The organism is Variovorax sp. YR216, assembly GCF_900107745.1.
In the GTDB taxonomy this organism is placed as follows: domain Bacteria; phylum Pseudomonadota; class Gammaproteobacteria; order Burkholderiales; family Burkholderiaceae_C; genus Variovorax.
The window spans coordinates 1-18829 of the sequence record NZ_FNRO01000001.1; the positions used below are offsets into that span (position 1 = coordinate 1).

The 18829-nt window shown below is 67.2% G+C and carries 13 protein-coding genes; 6 read left to right on the forward strand and 7 right to left on the reverse strand.

Annotated elements, in window-relative coordinates:
* A partial coding sequence (locus tag BLW05_RS35825) for a hypothetical protein (protein ID WP_177142517.1) occupies positions 1 to 334 on the reverse strand: 334 nt, incomplete at its 3' end.
* 891 nt (positions 335 to 1225) lie between these two features.
* Between BLW05_RS35825 and BLW05_RS00015 the strand changes: the two genes are divergently transcribed.
* Both BLW05_RS00015 and BLW05_RS00020 read left to right on the forward strand, forming a co-directional pair.
* On the forward strand, positions 1226 to 1744 hold the full coding sequence (locus BLW05_RS00015) for a BON domain-containing protein (RefSeq protein WP_093158141.1): 519 nt from the start codon (positions 1226 to 1228) through the stop codon (positions 1742 to 1744).
* 160 nt (positions 1745 to 1904) lie between these two features.
* The gene (locus tag BLW05_RS00020; protein ID WP_093158145.1) at positions 1905 to 2150 is read left to right on the forward strand and encodes a DNA-directed RNA polymerase subunit alpha C-terminal domain-containing protein; all 246 of its coding nucleotides are present in this window, start codon (positions 1905 to 1907) and stop codon (positions 2148 to 2150) included.
* Between the two features lie 3 nt (positions 2151 to 2153).
* Here BLW05_RS00020 and BLW05_RS00025 read toward each other — a convergent pair whose 3' ends face one another.
* Positions 2154 to 2351, reverse strand: a complete 198-nt coding sequence (locus tag BLW05_RS00025; RefSeq protein ID WP_093158147.1) for a helix-turn-helix domain-containing protein — start codon at positions 2349 to 2351, stop codon at positions 2154 to 2156.
* Positions 2352 to 2528: 177 nt separating this feature from the next.
* On the opposite strand from BLW05_RS00025, the gene BLW05_RS00030 reads away from it, so the two are divergent.
* Complete coding sequence (locus BLW05_RS00030; protein WP_093158150.1) at positions 2529 to 3791, forward strand: NUDIX hydrolase; 1263 nt, start codon at positions 2529 to 2531, stop codon at positions 3789 to 3791.
* Positions 3792 to 4039: 248 nt separating this feature from the next.
* Here the strand turns inward: BLW05_RS00030 and BLW05_RS00040 are convergent, their stop codons facing one another.
* Positions 4040 to 5626, reverse strand: coding sequence for a phospholipase D family protein (locus BLW05_RS00040; RefSeq protein WP_256329919.1), 1587 nt, complete (start codon positions 5624 to 5626; stop codon positions 4040 to 4042).
* Between the two features lie 21 nt (positions 5627 to 5647).
* Here BLW05_RS00040 and BLW05_RS00045 point away from each other — a divergent pair, with 21 nt between their 5' ends.
* Complete coding sequence (locus BLW05_RS00045; protein WP_177142518.1) at positions 5648 to 6208, forward strand: peroxiredoxin; 561 nt, start codon at positions 5648 to 5650, stop codon at positions 6206 to 6208.
* An 83-nt stretch (positions 6209 to 6291) separates the two neighbouring features.
* Entirely contained in the window at positions 6292 to 7614 is a 1323-nt protein-coding gene (locus BLW05_RS00050) for a hypothetical protein (RefSeq protein WP_093158157.1), read from the forward strand.
* A gap of 21 nt (positions 7615 to 7635) precedes the next feature.
* Here BLW05_RS00050 and BLW05_RS00055 read toward each other — a convergent pair whose 3' ends face one another.
* From BLW05_RS00055 to BLW05_RS00065, 3 genes are all read right to left on the reverse strand, one after another.
* Entirely contained in the window at positions 7636 to 12975 is a 5340-nt protein-coding gene (locus tag BLW05_RS00055; RefSeq protein WP_093158160.1) for an AAA family ATPase, read from the reverse strand.
* A gap of 19 nt (positions 12976 to 12994) precedes the next feature.
* A complete protein-coding gene (locus tag BLW05_RS00060; RefSeq protein WP_218135130.1) occupies positions 12995 to 13720 on the reverse strand; it encodes a hypothetical protein in 726 nt (241 codons plus the stop codon).
* 65 nt (positions 13721 to 13785) lie between these two features.
* Entirely contained in the window at positions 13786 to 14574 is a 789-nt protein-coding gene (locus tag BLW05_RS00065) for a gamma-glutamylcyclotransferase family protein (RefSeq protein WP_093158162.1), read from the reverse strand.
* 128 nt (positions 14575 to 14702) lie between these two features.
* Between BLW05_RS00065 and BLW05_RS00070 the strand changes: the two genes are divergently transcribed.
* Entirely contained in the window at positions 14703 to 17132 is a 2430-nt protein-coding gene (locus BLW05_RS00070) for an alkaline phosphatase family protein (protein ID WP_093158165.1), read from the forward strand.
* Here BLW05_RS00070 and BLW05_RS00075 read toward each other — a convergent pair whose 3' ends face one another.
* Positions 17133 to 18692 carry a phospholipase D-like domain-containing protein gene (locus tag BLW05_RS00075; protein ID WP_093158167.1) on the reverse strand — a complete coding sequence of 520 codons (1560 nt, stop codon included), beginning with the start codon at positions 18690 to 18692 and terminating at the stop codon, positions 17133 to 17135.
* Positions 18693 to 18829 lie beyond the last annotated feature (137 nt).

The following is an 18829-nucleotide window of genomic DNA, read 5'->3' on the forward strand; positions in this document are numbered from 1 at the left end:
GCTGGGCAAATACGCCGTACATGTGGTTGGAGACCTGGATGTCAGCCACGCCCACGCGCTGTGTCGTGTCGTCGGCCACGAAGGTGATCGAGCCCCCATTCGAAGAGTACGAGCCGGCGCCGCTGGAAGTCTGGCCGATCTGCCACCAGAACGGGTAGCTTGGCGCGGGGGAGGCGAGTTGGGTGTCCGTCCGCTTGTACAGCGCCGGGCCGCTGTTGGCCGTGCCCGAGGAAACTGCATCCGGGCCGTAGCGGTAGGCGATGCCGGCATCCTTGCTCAACTGGGCCGCCATGGCGGTGTATTGCGCCGGAATGATGTTCAGGGCGCTGTCCACGATGTCGCCGGAGACGGCCGGAGCAGGAGCAGGTGCTGGGGCCGGAGCGGGCGCTGGGGCCGGAGCGGGTGCTGGGGCCGGAGCGGGCGCGGGGGCCGGAGCGGGCGCTGGGGCCGGAGCGGGCGCTGGGGCCGGAGCGGGTGCTGGGGCCGGAGCAGGTGCTGGGGCCGGAGCGGGTGCCGGGGCCGGAGCGGGTGCCGGGGCCGGAGCGGGTGCCGGGGCCGGAGCGGGTGCCGGGGCCGGTGCCGGGGCCGGAGCGGGTGCCGGGGCCGGAGCCGGGGTCCCTCCCCAACGGCGGTACTTGTCGAGTTGCGCCTGATCCTTGGCCGCATCCGTACCGCTCGCAGCCGCACTCGTCGTGCTGCCATCTGCGACCGTCGTCGCGCTTCCATTCACGGTGGAAGAGGCGACCGTTCCGGTACCTGCACCGGTTGCTGCAAGCGCACCCAGGTCGCTGCCACTGCCTCCACCCCCACATCCTGCAATCGTCCCTGCTGCAATAAGCAGCAGAAGAGAACTTTTTTCCATAGTTTTCACAAAAAAGGCCTCGAGATTAAGAAAAGAATGGTTTGTACGTGGGACCCTTCCTACCCCGCAAGCTTTCTTTCAAATCCTTTCCGCATGTTTTTTCTTTCTTGGGGCGCGGTTACAACAGTAGTGCTCAGTGACGACTCTGCAGTTAACTTCCTTCTTATTTGCAAAATCCGCATGTAACAGTAGGCAACGCGATTTCATTCGCTTTCATCATGCGAGATGTGAAGATTTGATGAAATTTCAGTACGTCAGCGGCCTACACAAGCTTGGGATGTGGCGCCACGACGCGCGCCTTTTCATCGGCCTAAATTGAAGCGAGAGCCTTCGCGGGCTCGCCGTCAAAAAGGAGCCGTTGAAATGTCGAGTAAAGATTGGTTCAGGACGCCGCCGCTTCTGCGAATTGCGGCGATCACGGCGTGCATTCTGGGTGCGGTGGCATGTACCGACCGGGCCGCCAACGAATCCGCGAAGCGGCAGGTGGACGCTGCGGTGGATCAGACCGGCAAGGCCGCCGCCGCAGCAGCCAACAAGGCCGCGGAGATGGCGGAAACCGCACGCGACAAGACGAAAGCCTTCGTGACCTCGCCCGAAGTCAAGCAGGATGCGATCGCCGCGAGGGAGGCCATCAAGGATCTCGGGGCGGCCACCATCGCGACCACCGATGATGCGGGCGTGACCCTGGCGGTGTCTGCGGCGCTGGCCCGCGATCCCGATCTGAGCGTCTCCCGCATCGACGTCGAGACCCGCAACGGCGCGGTGCGGCTATCCGGACCGGCGCCGAGCGAGGAAGCCAAGGCACGCGCCGGCGACATCGCCAAGTCGGTCAAGGGCGTGGTGTCGGTCGACAACGCGCTGGAAGTCAGATCCGCTGGTTAACCCTGATCGAAAATTGTGCAAATGACTGAATGTCAGCCAATCGACATGTTCTGAAATCAGTCGAACGACGGGATTCTCCAATGAGAAGCCGCGAGCGCCGGGCGCGTATGGCGGTGGCACGGAGTGTGCAGGTTTCGGGCATCGCCAAGGAGACATCGCTATGGACCATCGCCATGACCCCGTCATTGCCGTCCCGGCCGCACACCCGGTTCTGGATGCTGACATCGCCATCCTCGATCTGTCGTTGCGCACGACCAACGTGCTGCGGCTGAATCAGCTCCACACGGTCCGCGACCTGACGCGCGTGCCGGCGCGCAAGCTCTTCGTGCTGTCGAGGCTCGGGCGCAATTCGCTGAGGGAGATCGTCGAGAGCGTCAACCGCCAAGGGCTTCAGCTGGCGGAATGAGGCTCAGCGTCCCTGGTTGAGACGCCGCAAACCCTGCTCCGTGAGGAAGGTGCCTCCCTGGCGGTCGGAGGTCACCAGCCCGTTCGACCGCAGGCGCTCAGACACCTTGATGGCGTCGGTCGGCAACTTCTGGGTGTGCGCTGCGTAGAGCGCGTGTAACGTATTCCATTGCTCATCGTTGAGCCGAATCTTCTTGACCACGGCATCCCCACTTTCCTGCCGGGGAGTTTGAAACAGCTTGTTGTTTTAAACCTCCCCAAAACGGCTCTTGCAAATTGAGGAAGTTCGAGTTAGGGAAAACGATGAATCGAAGGGCCCGCGGACCGTCGTGGCCGGGACGCGGCGCCCGGTGTGTTGCTGGTAAAACGGCTGGCAACCATGTCCATTCCCGCGAATTCCCCTGCGGCGCCCGTCCGCCCCGTGCGCACGGCTGCCACCCTGATCGTTCTGCGTGACGGCCCGGCCGGGCTGGAGGTGCTGATGCTGCGGCGCGCCGAGAAAGAGGCCGACCAGAACAGCGGCGCCGCCGTGTTCCCCGGCGGTACGGTCGACGCCAGCGATCGGGCGCTGCATGGGCTCTGCGCTGGCGTGGACGACGTTGCAGCCAGCCTGCGGCTCGCGATGCCGGCGAACGGCCTCGACTATTACGCTGCGGCGGTCCGCGAATGTTTCGAGGAGGCGGGGCTGCTCTTCGCCACCGGCGCCGACGGCCGGCTCGTCGCGCTCGACGGCCTGCCGCCCGCGGAAGTCGCCGGGCTGCGCGCGACGGTGGAAGAGGGCGGCGACGCCATGCTTCGCCTCTGCGAGCGCCATGGCTGGCGCCTGGCCGTCGACCAGCTGGCGTACTTCAGCCACTGGCTGACACCGCCCGGCATGCCGCGCCGCTTCGATACGCGCTTCTTCGTGGCGCTGGCGCCGCCCGCGCAGAGCGCCCGTCCCGACGGGCGGGAGACGGTCGAGCACCTCTGGCTGCGGCCTGTCGAGGCGCTGGATCCGGCGCGGGGGCTGCGCCTGATGAATGTGCAGCGGCGCATCCTGGAGCAACTCGCGACCTTCGGCACGGCGCTGGATTGCATGGCGCATGCGCGCGGGTTGGACGAGGTCCGTCTCGTGATGCCGCGCCTGGCCGAGGGGCCGGGCGGCCGCAGGCCGGTGAATCCCGGCGAGCCCGCCTATGAGGAGATTTCCCTGATCGATCCCGATGGGCAGTGCCACGGGCGCTACGAGCTCACCCCGGGACTTTCGATGCGCCTGTCGGCCCACGTCGTGCGGGTGACGGCGCGCGCCGGCGACCTGCTGGTCAACAGCTATTTCGTCGGCGGCGAAGGCGGCGAATGGGCGCTGATCGATGCGGGTGCCGGCGACGAGGCGCATGCGGCGATGCTGTCGGCATCCGCGCCCGGCCCGGTGCGTTGGACGCTCGCGCTGCGCGGCCCGGCGCCGTCTTTCGGCGATCGGCTGGCGATCGGCGGATGCACCCTGCGGGTGCTGCGCGCGGCGGAAGCGCCGGATGCGGTGGCCTGCCTGCTGCTGGAGGAGGAGAAGCTGCTTTTCCTCCGCGAAGCGGATCAGCCCTCCGTGCTGGCGGCCGAAGGCGTCGAGTGGCTGGCGCCGGCCAGCGGCTTCCTCAGGCGCGCCTGAGCCTCGGTCTGGTCGCGCGCGAACCCGGGGCGCTCCTCGAGGTCGCGTGCCAGCACGCTGCATTCGAGCAGCGAGATGTCGGGATCGCCTTGCCGGATGCGGACATCCAGCAGGCATCTGCGAAGCAGGGCCATGGTCGGTGAAGAGAAAAGGCCTCCTTTCGGAGGCCGGTCTGGCGATTCTCGATTTGCCCGGCCTCGCGGGTTTTCGCGCTGCGAGGATGGGGCGTCCATGAAAGCGAAACAATCCTAAAGCAGGTCCTCGGGCACCAGCGGGCCGACGACGTCCTTGTAGAGGCGCTGGAACCAGGTGGATTCGGGCTCGGTGCGCAGGATGACTTCCTTTTCGCCGTCCACCGCCAGCCATTCGAGGCTGCCGTCCTCGGCCAGCCGCAGCCGGTAGGCGCTTTCGAGCCGGCTGATCTTGATGATGCGCAGCATCTCGCGGGCGAGCTGCGGGCTGTCGACCATGATGCCGAGCTCGGTGTTCTGCGTTGCCGAGCGCGGATCGAGATTGACCGAGCCGATGAACATCCGCCGCTGGTCGACCACCGCGGTTTTCGCATGCAGGCGGCCCAGCGAGTTGCCGAACATGCCGAGCCGCCCGCTGCGGGTGCGCGCGGGGCTGAGTTCGTAGAGATCGACGCCTTCCTTCAACAGTCGCTCGCGGTAGCGCGCGTAGCCGCTGTGCACCAGCGGCTCGTCGTTGGCCGCGAGCGAGTTGGTGACCAGCGTGACGTTGACATCGCGTTGGCGCAGTTCCGCGATGGCGGCCATGCCTCGGTCTCCCGGCACGAGGTAGGGCGTGGTCAGGACGATCTCGTGCTCGGCTTCGAGCAGCCGGGCCCAGAAGCGGCTGGTGACGCTGGCCGCGTAGGCGCCTTCGGGCGACATGAAGCGCAGCTTGGCGGGCGGGTCGGCCACCGCATTGGCGCGGCCCCAGAGCAGGCCGAGCCTGCCTGCGTCGAGTTCTTCGCCGATCGGGCCGTAGCCGAGCACGTCGCTGGGCGGCAGCGAGAGCTTTCGCGCGCGCGAGTCCATGTCGACTTCCCGCGTGAACCAGGCGACCTGCTGCTCGCGGTCCCGGTCCGGCCGCACCACCGCGGTGACCGGATAGACCTCCTCGCTGTTCCAGTACTCGTCGAAGATGCCGGAGAGCTGATCGACCACCTTGCCGACCACCAGCGAATCCATGTCGACGAAGTTCTGCGCGGTGTTGAGCGTGAAGTACTCGTCGGCGATGTTGCGCCCGCCCGCGACCGCCATCACGCCGTCCGCGATGAACAGCTTGTTGTGCATGCGGTGGTTGAGCCGTTCGAAGTCGAAGGCAGATGCTGCGAAGCGCCCCGGCAGGCTGCCGCGCGCGCAGCAGAAGGGATTGAAGAGCCGCACCTCGGCGTTCGGGATGTTGTGGAGCGCCAGCAGCAGGTGTTCGGTGTTCGCCGTGTACAGGTCGTCGACCAGCAGCCTGACGCGCACGCCCCGTTCGGCCGCCTGCTTGAGCGCCCGCAGCAGCAGCCAGCCCGCGCCGTCGTTCGCGATCACGTAGTACTGCACGTCGAGCGTGCGTTGCGCGCGCTCCGCGAGATCGATGCGCGTCTGCAGCGAATACTCGCCCAGCGGCATCAGGCGAAAGCCCGAGTGCTCGCCGGGCGGCGTCGAGGCCGCGACGATCTTCGCGAGCGATGTCTGCGGGTCGATGGGCGGCGCGGTGGTGGGTGCCATCTGCTTCACGGGGGGAAGCCCACCGCACGCCGTCAGCAAGACCGCGGCGAGCAGCAGGGCGGCGCGCAGGACCCGGCCCGCCCAGGACGCCTGGAATACCATGCGGCTCATCGATCCGGCAGGAATGAGGACATGAAGACTCTCGCAGGCAAGGCAGTGGCGTTGGCGGTCATGGCGTTGGTTCTGGGTGCGGCCGCACCGGCCGGCGCGGCACTCGACGTGGGACAGCGCGCGCCGGCCTTCAGTGCGCCGGCCGCCCTGGGCGGCAAGCCCTTCACCTATTCGCTTTCCACCGCGCTGGCCCGCGGGCCGGTCGTAGTGTATTTTTTCCCGGCGGCTTTCACGCAGGGCTGTTCGATCGAGGCCCATGCCTTCGCGGAGGCGATCGACCAGTTCGCCGCGCTGGGCGCGACGGTGATCGGCGTGTCGACCGATGACATCGACACGCTGGCCAAGTTCTCCAGCCAGGCCTGCCAGGGCAAGTTCCCGGTGGCATCCGATGCGGACAAGACGATCAGCAAGTCCTTCGACGCGATCATGCAGACGCGGCCGGACTATGCGACGCGCGTGTCCTACGTGATTGCGCCCGACGGCACGGTGGCGGCGCAGTACCAGAGCCTCAACCCCGACAAGCATGTCGAGAAGATGCTCGACGCGGTCCGGGCGCTGCCGCGCAGCGGCGCTGCGAAGTAACCGCGACGCCGCGCTGTACAGGCTCACGCGTTGCCGCTACGCTCGCGGCCATTCGCCAGCATTGGCCCGGAGGAGAGCGCATCGTGATCCTGTACCCCTTGCCCGGTTCTCGCGCCTATCAGGAGCGGCTTTACCCCGATCCCGCGCTGCTCGATCCCGCGACGCGCGCGAAGCTCAAGCTCGAGACCCACGAGGACGTCATCGCGCACTTCACCAGGAGCTCCCTGGACGAAGACGGGATCCAGATCGAACCCGGATCGCTCACCGTGACCAAGGGCGCCGGCGGGACCGGCTACATGGTCGGGTTTCGCGCGTTGCCGGCCTTCGCGCAGCAGGCCGAGCATTTTGCGGCGATGCACGTCGCGATGCTCGATGCACGGCATGCGGGCCTCGCGCTCGACGGCTGCGATGCCTGCCGCGAGACGCCCGCATGGAACCCGATGGCCGGCTTTCCGGTGAACCGCAGCGACGGGCCATCGGAATGGCTGCCATGCCTGCCGGTCGGCATGCCCTTCGCCAACCACCAGGCGGTGACGCTGATGCACTACCCGCCGATCGTCGCCTACCGGACCGCGAACTACCTCAACAACATGACGCTGCGGCGTTGGGCGCAGATCCTCCAGTGCGCGGGCATCGGTTCGCCGGAGCGCTACCACGCGATCGTCGACGTCAATCCGATCGCCGCGCCGGGTTCGGGCGAAAGCGAATACCCCAACGACTACTTCCCGATCAGTCTCACCTCGATGTTCTTCGACAACGACGCGCGCGGCCTGACCTACGTGCGCTCGATGCTGGAGCTGATGCTGAATCCGCCGTCGAATGCGGAGAACCCGCTGACGCTGCCGCTGCTGGTGTGCGGTTCGCCCCTCTACGACCCGCAGGCGCCCGGCTGGTTTCGCACGCGCTACAAGGAACATCTGCCGAAGGACGAGAACGGCTCGCCGACGGTCAATGTGCTGCAGGCGGGCTTCATCCGCGTGCTGCCCGGCAGCCCGAAGAAGACGCCGTACCTGATTGCCAACCACATGATCGCTGCCGGCGTGACCGGCCGCTGCACCGACGACGCGGCCCAGATTCCGGACATCCGCAAGTACGAGGCGCAGGACCTCGCGGCCGCGAGCTTCCTGGGTCTTTGCGCCGAAGCGGCCAGGCGCGGTGACGAGGTCGATCCGGAAGAGGCGATCCGCACGGCCTGCGAACGCTGGTTCGGCCCCAACCAGGGCGACGGCAGCGGGGCGCCCGCGCCGGCGAGCGAGAACGACCGGCTGGCCATCTGCGCGCTTGCGCAGATGGACCTGTGCTTCAACCCGCAGACGATCTCGCCGACCTACACCTACGAGCAGGCATTGGCGCGTTGCCAGAGCAAGGGCGGCGCCGATTTCTCGCCCTGCTTCGGCTGCGCCTGAACGCGCCAGCGGTGCGGCCGCCTACTTGTGGAGCAGGCGCTCGAATCCTTCCCACGCCGTGACGGGCTCGCGGAGGTGCCGGGTGCAGCGCTCGATGAAGATGTCCGGGACCGCATCGAGCGGGTCCGCTGCGCCGACCTGTTCGAACAGGCGTAGCGCGGCTTCGAACTCGCCTTCGAAGTACAGCGTCATCGCCGAGTCGAGACGCGCGCGGGTCGAGAGCTTTGCATCGCGCCGCTCCGGCGCCTCGGCATCGATCACCTCGTAGACGTCCACGGCGATGTTCTTGCCCTTCACCGCCACGCGATCGACGCGACGCAGTGCGAATGCATCGGGCGTGCGCAGCGCGTGGTAGGTCGCCTCGCCGATCAGGAAGCGCGCGTGGTAGACCTTGGTGAGCTGTTCGATCCGTGAAGCGAGGTTGACCGGGTCGCCGATCACCGTGCACTGGATTCGGTCGTCGCCGCCGACCGTGCCCAGCAGCAGCGGCCCGGTGTTGACGCCGATGCCCGCCGCCAGGGTCGGCTGGCCGCGCGCGACCGAGCGTTCGTTGAAGGACTCCAGCGCCCGCCACATCGCGATGCCGGTGCGCACCGCGGCATCGGGCTCGGCATCGAAGAGCACCTTGATCTCGTCGCCGGCGAAGGAGTCGATGAAGCCGCCCCCTTGCGTGATCTGGACCTCCATGCTGCCGAAGTACCGGTTGAGCAGATCGATGGTGCTGCGCGGGTCGAGCCGCTCGGACAGCGGCGTGAAATCGCGCAGATCGGCAAAGAGCACGCTCATGGTCTTGGCGACGTTCTCGCCGAGGTTCACGCGCGCGATGTCGCGGCGATCCAGGCTTTCGAGGAACTGGCTGGGCACGAAGCGCCGCTGTGCGTCGATGAGGCGCTGCTGCTGCTGGTAGAGCCGCGCGTTCTCGATGGAGATGGACACCTGCGCCGCCAGCAGCTGGATCACCTCGATGCGCTCCTCGGTGAAGACGCCTGCCGTGAGGCTGTTCTCCATGTAGATCGCGCCTTCGCACCGTCCACGCTGGCGCAGCGGAATGCACAGCACCGACTGCGGCTGGCGCGCCTGCAGATAGGCATCGCGCGAGAAGCGGCCCGCGCGTGCCGCATCGTGCAGAACGATCGGGTCTTCGGTGTGCAGCACGTGATAGACGATCGAGATCGGCAGCGCGAGCGCGCCTTCGTTGCCGTCGAAAGGCATGGAGCGCGACGGTGCGCCGGCCTCCTGCCCGGCCTCGCAGAGCCCTTCGATCAGGAGCTGCCCCTCTTCGCGCACCACGAAGCAGCCGCGCTGGGCGCCGGCGTTCTCCAGCATGATCCGCATCGTCGTGGTCCAGAGCTGGTCCAGTGCGATCTCGCTGGCGATGGCCTGGGAGGCCTTCATCACCGAGGCGAGATCGAGTGACGCGGAGTCGAATCCGGCAGCGGCGGACTTCGCCGCATCGCCGCGCGGCCGCGTGGCCGACGACGGCCGCAGCACCGGGAACTCATCTTCCATGTGCGCGACCTTGCGCCGCGCGCCCCAGCCTTCGTAGAGATTGCGTGCCGCGCGCAGGTAGCCCTCGGCGGCCTTGCGGCGGCCGGCGGCCAGCAGGTGGCGGCCCGCGAGTTCATTGGCCATCGCCTCGTCGCGGCGAAAGCCGGATTCGTGCGCGGCGGCCATCGCGGTTTCATAGGCTTCCAGCGCGGCTTCGACGCGACCGTCGAGGCGCGCGAGTTCCGCCTGCATCAACCACTGCAGATGCAGGAAGTTCGCCGCGCAGTGGCTCGCCCAGCGCGTCATGCGCCGGAGATCGGCGCGCATCCGCGTACGGGTTGCCGCCTGTTCGTCGGCCGTCATGCCCGGCAGGCAGGCGGCCAGCGTGAGGAACGCGACGATGTAAAAGCGCACGAGCTGCGGCAGCGACATCGCGGAGGCGATCAGCTTGTCCTGCTCGCGCACGTGGGCCAGCGCCTGCTGGTGCTCGCCGTAGAACCAGCAGATCTCGGCCTTGTAGATGTGATAGTTGGCCACGCCCGTCATGAAGCGGCGCTGCTGCATGCCCTCGAGGCAGCGCGCCTCGTTGAAGCTCGCGTCGTTCATGGAGCACAGGCCGTCGGTCTGGCCGAGGAAGTTGCGCTGCATCTGCAGGAAGAGCGTCCCCGAATCAAGCGAGTCCTGGTATTCGCAGTCGCGCACGATCGTCAGGAAGTCCGCGTGCTCCTGGGCGGCGGCTTCGAGGTCGAGCTTCGGATCCCAGATGATGCAGTCCTGCGCGCTGTAGGCCAGGTACAGCAGGTCGCCGGACTGGTAGCCGGCCTCGATGCCGCGCCGGAACCATGGCGTCATCGTCGACCAGTGGTTGCTCCAGTGGTGCACGAACATCGCGTACACGTAGATCACGCGCGACTTGAGCGCGATGTCGTCGCTGCGGTCATTCATCGCCACCGCGAGCTGGCCGTACTCGTAGCCGAGCGGTGCATCGTCCAGCGCGCCGCACAGCAGCATCCCGTAGGCCGCATACGCGAAGGCCGATTCCGGGCTGGTGCCGTGGCGCAGCGAGATGTTCACCGCGCGCAGCACCAGGAAGGGGAAGAGGTTGCCGCTGCCCGACAGGAAGGCCGCCGGGAAGATCTCCATCAGCAGCCGGATCGCGACCCGCTGGACCGGATCGGACATCGGCGGCGCGTCGATGAGGTCGGCGATCCGGCGCCCGCCGAGATTGCGCCGCACCGCCGCCATCTCGCGGCCGATCGCGGCGCGGTCGGGGTCATCGGTCATCCGCATGCCGAGCAGCGCGAGGCCGGTGGTCGCGGCGCGGATCGACTCAGCCATCTTGCCGATCGTGGCGTACTGGCGCGTGCGCATCGAGAGGATCTCGGCCTTCTCCAGGTTCGATCGTGCGTGGTCGAGCATTTCCTCGATCCACGATTCCGCTTCGCCGTAGTTCGCGGTCAGGTAGGCGCACTGCTGGTATTCGGTGGCCAGCGCCATCTTGAGGTCGATGTCGCTCGTCCACGCATCTGCCGGCAGCAGCGCGAGGCCATGGCCGAGATAAGCGCGTGCCGATTCGTAGGCCGAGGAGCGCAGCGCGCGAACGCCCGCTTCGAGGTTCATGCGCGCGAGTGCCTTGCGCTCGGCCGGTTGGGCAATGAGCCCGTGGCATTCGTTCAGGTGGCCGACGATCTCGATCAGCCGTTCCTCGCGCTCCTCGGGCGTGGCGTGGCGCTGGATCAGCCGCCCGATCGAGAGATGCACGCTTTCCTTGCTGTCGGCGGCGATCAGCGCGTAGGCCGCCTGCTGCACGCGGTCGTGCTGGAAGCGGTAGCTCGGGTTGAGCCCGGCGCCGGCGGCTTCGTCGCCGCTGCCGACCAGCTTGTAGTCCTCGTTCAGCGGCACCACCAGGTGCCGCTGCATCGCGGGCAGCAGGTCCGCTGCGGTCTGCGCCATCGAATGCTCGTGGATGATCGACAGCGTGCGCAGGTCGAAGGTGTCGCCGATGCAGGACGCCAGTTCCAGCACGCGCTGGGTCGCGGGCGGCAGCTTGCGCAGGTTGGCGAGCACGAAGTCGACCACGTCGCTGCCCAGGCCGCTGCTGCGCACCGCGTCCATGTCCCAGCGCCAGCGGCCCGATTCGGGCGCGAAGGCGATGGCCCGTGCCTGTTCGAGTGCACGGAGCATCGCGGTCAGGAAGAAGGGATTGCCCTGCGCGCGCTCGTGCAGCAGCTCGGCCAGCGGGCGGCACGCCGCCACGTCGGCGTGCAGCGTATCCGCTACCAGTTGCTCGACGGCGGGAAGCGCGAGGGGCCGCAGAGCCAGTTCGTGGATCGCACGGCTCTCCTGGATTTCGTTGAGCGCCAGCCGAAGCGGGTGGCCGACGTCGACCTCGTTGCTTCGATACGCGCCGATCAGCAGCAGATGCCGAAGGTCACGCGCACTCGCCAGCCAGCGCATGAGGTTGAGCGTCGATGCATCGCTGAACTGCAGGTCGTCGAGGAAGACCACCAGCGGTCGTTCGCTCGCGACCGCGCGCACGAAGTTCAGGAAGGCGATCTGCAGCCGGTTCTGCTGCTCGTTGGGCGGCAACGCGGGCACCGGCGGCTGGGGGCCCATGACCTCTTCGAGCTCGGGAATCAGCTCGATGAGCAGCCGCCCGTTGGGCGCCACCGCCGCCACGAGCCTTTCGCCCAGCGCCCTGCGGCGTTCGAGCGGTTCGGCCATCAGTTGCCGTGCGAGGCTCCGGAAAGCCAGTGCCACGGCGGAGTAGGGCGTGCTGCGCTGGAACTGGTCGAACTTGCCCTGGATGAGATAGCCCTCGCGCTGTACCAGCGGCTTGGCGATCTCGTTGACCAGGGCCGACTTGCCCACGCCCGAGTGGCCCGAGACCATGCAGAACTCCGTCCCGCCGGCGGCGACCCGTTCGAACAGCGCGAGCAACGCGGCCTGCTCGGGTTCGCGTCCATACAGGCGCTGCGGGATGTTGAACTTGCGCGAGACGTCGCGATGCCCGAGCGGGAAGGGCGAGATGCTCCCGGTCTGCGCCAGTTCGCGCTGGCAGCGGCCCAGGTCTTCGATGAGCCCGTAGCTGCTCTGGTAGCGGTCCTCCGCGTTCTTCGCCATCAGCTTGAGCACGATCGCCGACACCGGTCGCGGGATCGCGGGCTTCAGGTCGCTGGGCGAGGGCGGTGCCTTGCCGATGTGGCTGTGCACCCATTCGAGCACCGTGCGCGCGTGGAAGGGCAGCTCGCCGGTCAGCAGCTCGAAGAGCGTGATGCCCAGCGAATAGAAGTCCGAGCGGTAGTCGAGCAGCCGGTTCATGCGCCCGGTCTGCTCGGGGGACATGTAGCGCAGCGCACCTTCGAGCCGGCGCGAGAGCGCGTCGTTCTGCCGCTCCAGCGAAAGCTCCGATGCGATGCTGAAATCGATCAGCCGCACATCGGCGGCATCGTCGACGAGGATGCTGTGCGGCTCGATGTTCTTGTGCACCACGTCCAGCTCGTGCACGCGCGCGAGCGCCTCGGCCAGCGCGATCGCGATACGGAAGAGGCTTTCGAGCGGCAGGCCGCGCTCCCCCTGCGCGGCGGCTTCTTCAGCGAGCGAATGGCCGAAGGGTTCGAGCACCAGCGCCACGTTGCCGTTGCCCCAGGATTCGAGCGCATGCACGCGCACCACCGATTCGATCGACTGCAGCCGCTGCAGCAGGCTGTATTCGTGGCGCAGCTCGGCCACCTCCTGCCTGCTGGGGTACTCGGCGTCGAGTGTCTTGATGACGACCGGATGCCCGTCCGCGATGCGCTCGGCGCGATAGATCGAGCGGCGCTGGGACTGGTGGATGCGCTCGCCGATCCGGTAGCCGGGAATCGTGACCACCGTCGGCCGATCCGAAGCGCTAGGCGCCGAACACCTGGCGTGTCCGCTCCGCGTAGGCTTCGGCTGCCCGGTCGCGCAGCGGCGCGCCGTGTCCGCACAGCGCGTGACGGTAGGGAATCGCGCCGAGGCGCGCGTAGTCGCCGACCTTGGGCTGGTTGACCTGCATGAACAGGGGGCCGAAGTTGGCCGGCTGGAAGAAGCCCATGCCGCGCATCATCTCGCGCGACTCTTCAGAAAAGTACTCGTTGGGTTCCACCCAGTTCTGCAAGGCATCGCAGGCCACGAGGATGCCGCCCGCGCGGTCGATGCGCAGGACGCACTCGGGCATGCGGGTCGTCTCGAAGGCGAAGACGGTGCATCCCTTGAAAGGCACCTCCGAGTCGGGGGCCAGCACCTTGTCGGGCACCAGGCCATAGGCGTGCTGCGTGCCCGGCGGCGCCCAGAAGGTCGCGCCGTAGCGCTGCTTGTAGAAGGCGTTGTCGCGGTCGTGCAGCGATCCGATCTGCACCACGTGCGCGATGCGCCCGAGCGCTTCGAGCTTCTTGAGGCCCGCTTCGTCGAGACGCATCGGATTCACCAGCGTGAGGTCCCCGCCGTCGCGCACCACCGTCATGTTGCGGCTGAAATGCCAGGGGGCGTCCATCAGGATGGTCTTCATCGTGCCTGTCACGAAAAAGACATCGGGAAAGACCTCCTCGATCTCGCCGTGCGGCAGGGCAGGTGGCAGTTCGTCCAGCGCGTCCATCGGATGGTTCCTTTGCTCAGGGTAGCCGCGAGCGTACTTCGGCGCCTGCGGCGCGGCAAGGCAATTCACTCGTAAACGAAGCGTCCCGCGTAGGCGTATTCATGCAGGTACGCGTACAGGTATTCGTCGAGGTAGCGCCGCTGCGCTGGCGTGAAGCGGCCGTGGCGCACGTCTTCCAGGGTTTCGCTGCCGTCGGACTGGTCGAGCCGCTTGAGGTGAAAGAGCGTCATGTCGCGCCCGCCGAAGAAGCGCTGGAGATAGCGGTGGTAATCCCGCGCGCCGCTCATGTCGAAGACGCAGCCCGCGAGTGCGGTGTACAGCGGCCGCCGGGCCAGTTCGTCCGCGTTGAATTCGGGGAAGTCGCCCGCGGGCGGTACGAAAGGCGGCAATTCGGGGTTGGCCTGCACCGGCTGGCGGCGCAGCGCATCGACATAGGCGGAGTCGAGCCCGGCGAGCGTCGCGCCCTGCAGCAGGATGTTGAGGTAGCGCTGCGTCGGCAGGCAGGCGTCGTTCAGGAAGGCGGGCAGGCCGACGTAGGCGATCGCCCGCTGTTCGCCCTCGTCGGTCTCCACGGTGACTTCGACGCGGTCATAGCCATGGCCATGGGCTTCGGTGGCATCCAGGGGCGCCATGTGCGCGTCTTCGCAGAGATGGAGCACGCCGCGCACCACGTCGGACGGATCGCCCGTCGGCTCGATGTTGCCGACGCCGCCTTCGTGGCGGAAGAAATGCTGCACGTTGAATCGCAGCCGCCAGCCGTGCAGCGCCGCGCGGCGCGACAGGCGCGGCTCGACGCCCTTGGCGCGCAGGGACGTCAGGTCCATGTTCGATCCGTAGCCGAAGTACCAGAACACGAGGCTCCTCCTGTACATGCAGTGGTCGGCACCAGTAGTATTCGCCGCTGGGGAGTGGGGCGACCGGGCCGCTATGGCTGCGGGATTGTCCGTGAAGGCGGTATCCGTCTTCAATCAGGAGTTGCGCAATGGGCCACAACACACCCGCGAGCCAGGACTTCGTGATCAGCCGCACGCCCGCCCGAGGTGCTTCCACGGGCAGCCCGGGCTATGGGCTCTGGCGTTTCGATCCCGACGCGGACGAGATCTTGACGCCAATGCCGCTTTCGTCCGGCGCGGCATTCGATCCGACCCACTCGCTGGTGCCCATCGGGCGCTACCTGCTCGAATGGGGGCCACTGATGCTGCAGCCCTACCAGCCGTGCTTTCCGTACCGGCTCTTCGAGTTCGATCCGCAAAGCGACGATCCGCTGAATTCGACTGCCTTGCAGCACGGGCTCTGGACCAAGACCAAGTTCTGGCAGTACCGCCCCGACTTCGGCAATCCCGAGGGCGCACACGAGGGCTACGACTCGGGCGACGAACTGCTCCTGCTGCCGCTGGGCGGCTTCATGCTCAACATGATCCCGACGGAGGGACGCGGCACCTTCCAGCTCTGGAACTTCGATCCGAGCCCGCTCAAGCCGGGCGGCGCCGATCCCTTGCCCGCGCCCTACACGCCGCAGGGTTCATTCGACAGCATCCAGTTCGGCCACGAACTGATCCCGTTGGGCAACTACGTGCTCGACCGCGTGCCGGAGACGGGCGAGTACTGGGTCTGGAGCTTCGATCCGCAGAGCGTGATGCCGCTCGGGCAGCCGGCCATCCAGCGCGGCCAATGGAGCGACATCGACGCCTCCCACAGCCTGGCGACGATCGGTGACCTGGTGCTCGACTGGACGCCTGCCGACGGCGCCTATCGCCTGTGGCGATTCGACCCGCGCAGCGCCAATCCGCTGACCGGTCCGCTGCGGCAAGGCACCTTGCCGGAAGGCTTGCGCAGCGGCGTCGAACTGACCGGCATCCAGTCGCTGCGGGTCATCGATCCGGCGCTGGCCGAAATGCCCGGCACGATCGATTTCATGCGCTCGAAGATCAAGCACGTGGTCTACCTGATGCTGGAGAACCGCTCCTTCGACCATGTCTGCGGCTGGCTCTACGGCAAGGGCGAGACCGGCATCAACTTCGTCGGCGACGACCGGCCTTTCGACGGCGTCCTGGAAAGCATGTTCAACCTCGACCCCGGCATGCCCGACAAGAACGGCAAGCCCACGCCGGTGTTCGTCGAGAAGTACAAGGACGGTCAGCTGAGCGACGACTGGGACCTCGACTTCCTGCCGGAAGACCCGTACCACGACAAGTCCGATGTGCTGCGCCAGCTCTTCTACTCGAACCGCGATGGCTACGCGCAGCGCGCCACGCCCGACATGGGCGGCTTCGTGTGGAACAACGGCGTGCACGAGGTGATGTGGACCTACTCGCCCGAACAGTTGCCGGTGCTCAACGGCCTGGCGAAGGGCTTTGGCGTATCCGATGCCTGGTTCAGCGCGATGCCGGGCGCGACCGATCCGAACCGCGCGATGGCCTTCACCGGCTCCGCGCTCGGTCAGCTCAACAACTTCCAGAACGGCACGCAGTACACCTACTGGCCGCTGTCGCCGCACCGGCAGTCGATGTGGAAGGTGCTGTGGAGCAACGGCTTCACCGACTGGAAGATCTACAACTCGGTGGAATGGATGAACTTCGTCCACACCTACCACTTGTACCTGCAGGGGCAGATCCCGTCGGTCGATGCGGCCATCGCGCAGAACCAGAGCAGCTTCATCGAAGGCATCGAGCAGTTCAAGCAGGACGCGCGCGCCGGCAAGCTGCCCGCCTTCAGCATGCTGGAGCCGGCATGGATCGCGACCACGGGCACCTCGTCCTACCACCCCGGCGCCGACCTGGTGCCGGGCGAAGTGGCGCTCAACGAGATCTACGACGCCTTGCGCGCGGGGCCGGCCTGGAACGAGACGCTGTTCGTCATCACCTTCGACGAGCACGGCGGCATCTTCGACCACGCGAAACCGCCTTATGCGGCGAACCCGTGGCCCAACGACGTCAACGACGGCTTCCGCTACGACATCATGGGCGTTCGCGTTCCGACCATCATCGTCTCGCCCTGGATCAAGGAGAAGACGGTGTTCCGCTCGCCCAAGGACGTGGCCTACGACGGCACTTCGTTCGCGGCGACGTTGTTGCGCTGGTTCGGGATTCCCGAATCGCGTTGGTGCATGGGCGATCGCATCATGCAGGCACCGACGTTCGAGGGCGTCCTGCAGTGCGCCAGCCCGCGCGACGAGTCGCCGACGCTCAAGCCGCCTTACGACCGGACCTTCCCGCGCGAAGGCAAGTCGGGCCGCCGGGAGCGGCTGCACGACCTGCATCGCCTGATGGCGCCGCGCGCGGTGACGGCGCTGGCGGCAGGCAAGCTGCCCCCGGACGAGATCAACCGGATCTCCGAGCAGATCCTGGCCGACGCGACCGACCTCAAGTCGTTGCACGCGATGATCGACGCGCTCGCGAAGCGGCTGGCCTGATCACAGCAGGTCTTCGTCCACCATCGCGGCGAGCATCTGCAGGCGCAGCTTGCGGGCGGTGGTGGCGTTCGGCTCGCTGCGCAGCACGACTTCTTCGGTGCCGCGCTGCGAGACCCATTCGATGCCCTGCCGTCCTGGCGTCGTGCGCACCTGGTAGCTGCGCGGCAGGCGGTCGTTGTATAGCAACCCTGCCACTTGCGTCGCGAGCATCGGGCTGTCGACGATCAGGCTCATCTCGGTGTTGGAATGCGCCGAGCGGCGATCCATGTTCATCGATCCGATCGAAAGCCAGCGGCGATCCACCACCGCGAGCTTGGCGTGCAGGCGCCCGAGCGAACCATGTGGGCCGTCGGCATGCGCTTCGCGCTCGTCATCGCCGGGCATCAGCTCGTAGAGCGCCACGCGTCGCTCCAGCAGCGCCTGCCGGTAGCGGGCATAGCCGAAGTGCGCGAGCGGCTCGTCGGTGGTGGCGAGTGAATTGGTCATGATCGAGACGTGTACCTTGTCCTCGGCCGCCTGCTGCAGCACGTCCATCGTGCGGCGCCCGGGCACGAAGTAGGGCGACGCGATCAGCACTTCGGATTGGGCCGACTGCATCAGGTCGAGATTGCCGTTCATCACCACGCCGTCGGCGAGCGATTCGTTGTCGGCATCGGCCTTGCGCGGCGAATCCGCGACCACGCGGACGGCGGCCATCCGCAGCTGGACGCGCCCGGCCGCGATCTGCGGACCGATGGCGGGCTGGCCGAGCGAATCGAGCGTCGTCACTGCCACCTCGGATACTGCCGCGGCGGTCACCTTGTCGAAGTGCCACCTCGCCGCCTCGGTGCCGATGTGGGTCGCAAGCTGCTCGATCGGGTAGGCGTGCGGGCTGTTCCAGTAGGCGTCGAAGACACTCGCCATCTCGGCCACGACCGGGCCGGCGGAAAGCACGTCCATGTCGATGAAGTTCGCGGGCTCGCTGCGGCCGAAGTACTCGTCGGCGATGTTGCGGCCGCCGCTGATCGCGAACGCGCCGTCCGCGACGAAGAGCTTGTTGTGCATCCGGCGGTTGATGCGCGAGAACTCGTTCATCGAGAAGAACACCCGGCGGCCCACGCTGCCGTCGCGCACCGCGAGCGGATTGAACATGCGCACTTCGATGCCCGGATGGGACGCGAAGCCGGCGAGCAGTGCGTCCTGCCCGGCGGCGTGGAGGTCGTCGACCAGCACGCGCACCCGCACGCCGCGATCGGCTGCGTTGCTCAGTTCACGCAGGAACTGCCGTCCCGAGGCGTCGTCGGCGATCTGGTAGTACTGCGCGTCGACTGACTTTTCCGCTGTGCGAACGAGCGCGATGCGGGCTTCGAAGGCCTGGTCGCCGGCAGGCAACAGGCGCAGGCCGGAGAGGTGGGTGTCCTGCGCATCGACCGACGCTGCCGCAACCGCGGCCAGCCGCGTGTCGGCCACATCGGTGCGCGCCTGCGAGACGGGCCTCTCGACGGTCGCCGGCAGGCTCGCGCAGCCGGCAAGTACGGCGAACACCAGCAACAGAAGGATTCGAACGACCCGATTCGACATACAGCGAATCTAGGATGTGCGTCGCCGCCCGGCCATGAAGCAGTGCCCACGCCGAAAGTGACATTGATCACATTGCCTACCGGGTTTGATAATTCGTCCTCACGGGGCTGCCACACCCCACCGCGGGCAGCCCGGAG

Coding starts and splice junctions, on each gene's coding strand:
- BLW05_RS00015 (WP_093158141.1), top strand. CDS start 1,226: ATGTCGAGTAAAGATTGGTTCAGGACGCCGCCGCTTCTGCGAATTGCG.
- BLW05_RS00020 (WP_093158145.1), top strand. CDS start 1,905: ATGGACCATCGCCATGACCCCGTCATTGCCGTCCCGGCCGCACACCCG.
- BLW05_RS00030 (WP_093158150.1), top strand. CDS start 2,529: ATGTCCATTCCCGCGAATTCCCCTGCGGCGCCCGTCCGCCCCGTGCGC.
- BLW05_RS00040 (WP_256329919.1), bottom strand. CDS start 5,626: ATGAGCCGCATGGTATTCCAGGCGTCCTGGGCGGGCCGGGTCCTGCGC.
- BLW05_RS00045 (WP_177142518.1), top strand. CDS start 5,648: ATGAAGACTCTCGCAGGCAAGGCAGTGGCGTTGGCGGTCATGGCGTTG.
- BLW05_RS00060 (WP_218135130.1), bottom strand. CDS start 13,720: ATGGACGCGCTGGACGAACTGCCACCTGCCCTGCCGCACGGCGAGATC.
- BLW05_RS00070 (WP_093158165.1), top strand. CDS start 14,703: ATGGGCCACAACACACCCGCGAGCCAGGACTTCGTGATCAGCCGCACG.
- BLW05_RS00075 (WP_093158167.1), bottom strand. CDS start 18,692: ATGTCGAATCGGGTCGTTCGAATCCTTCTGTTGCTGGTGTTCGCCGTA.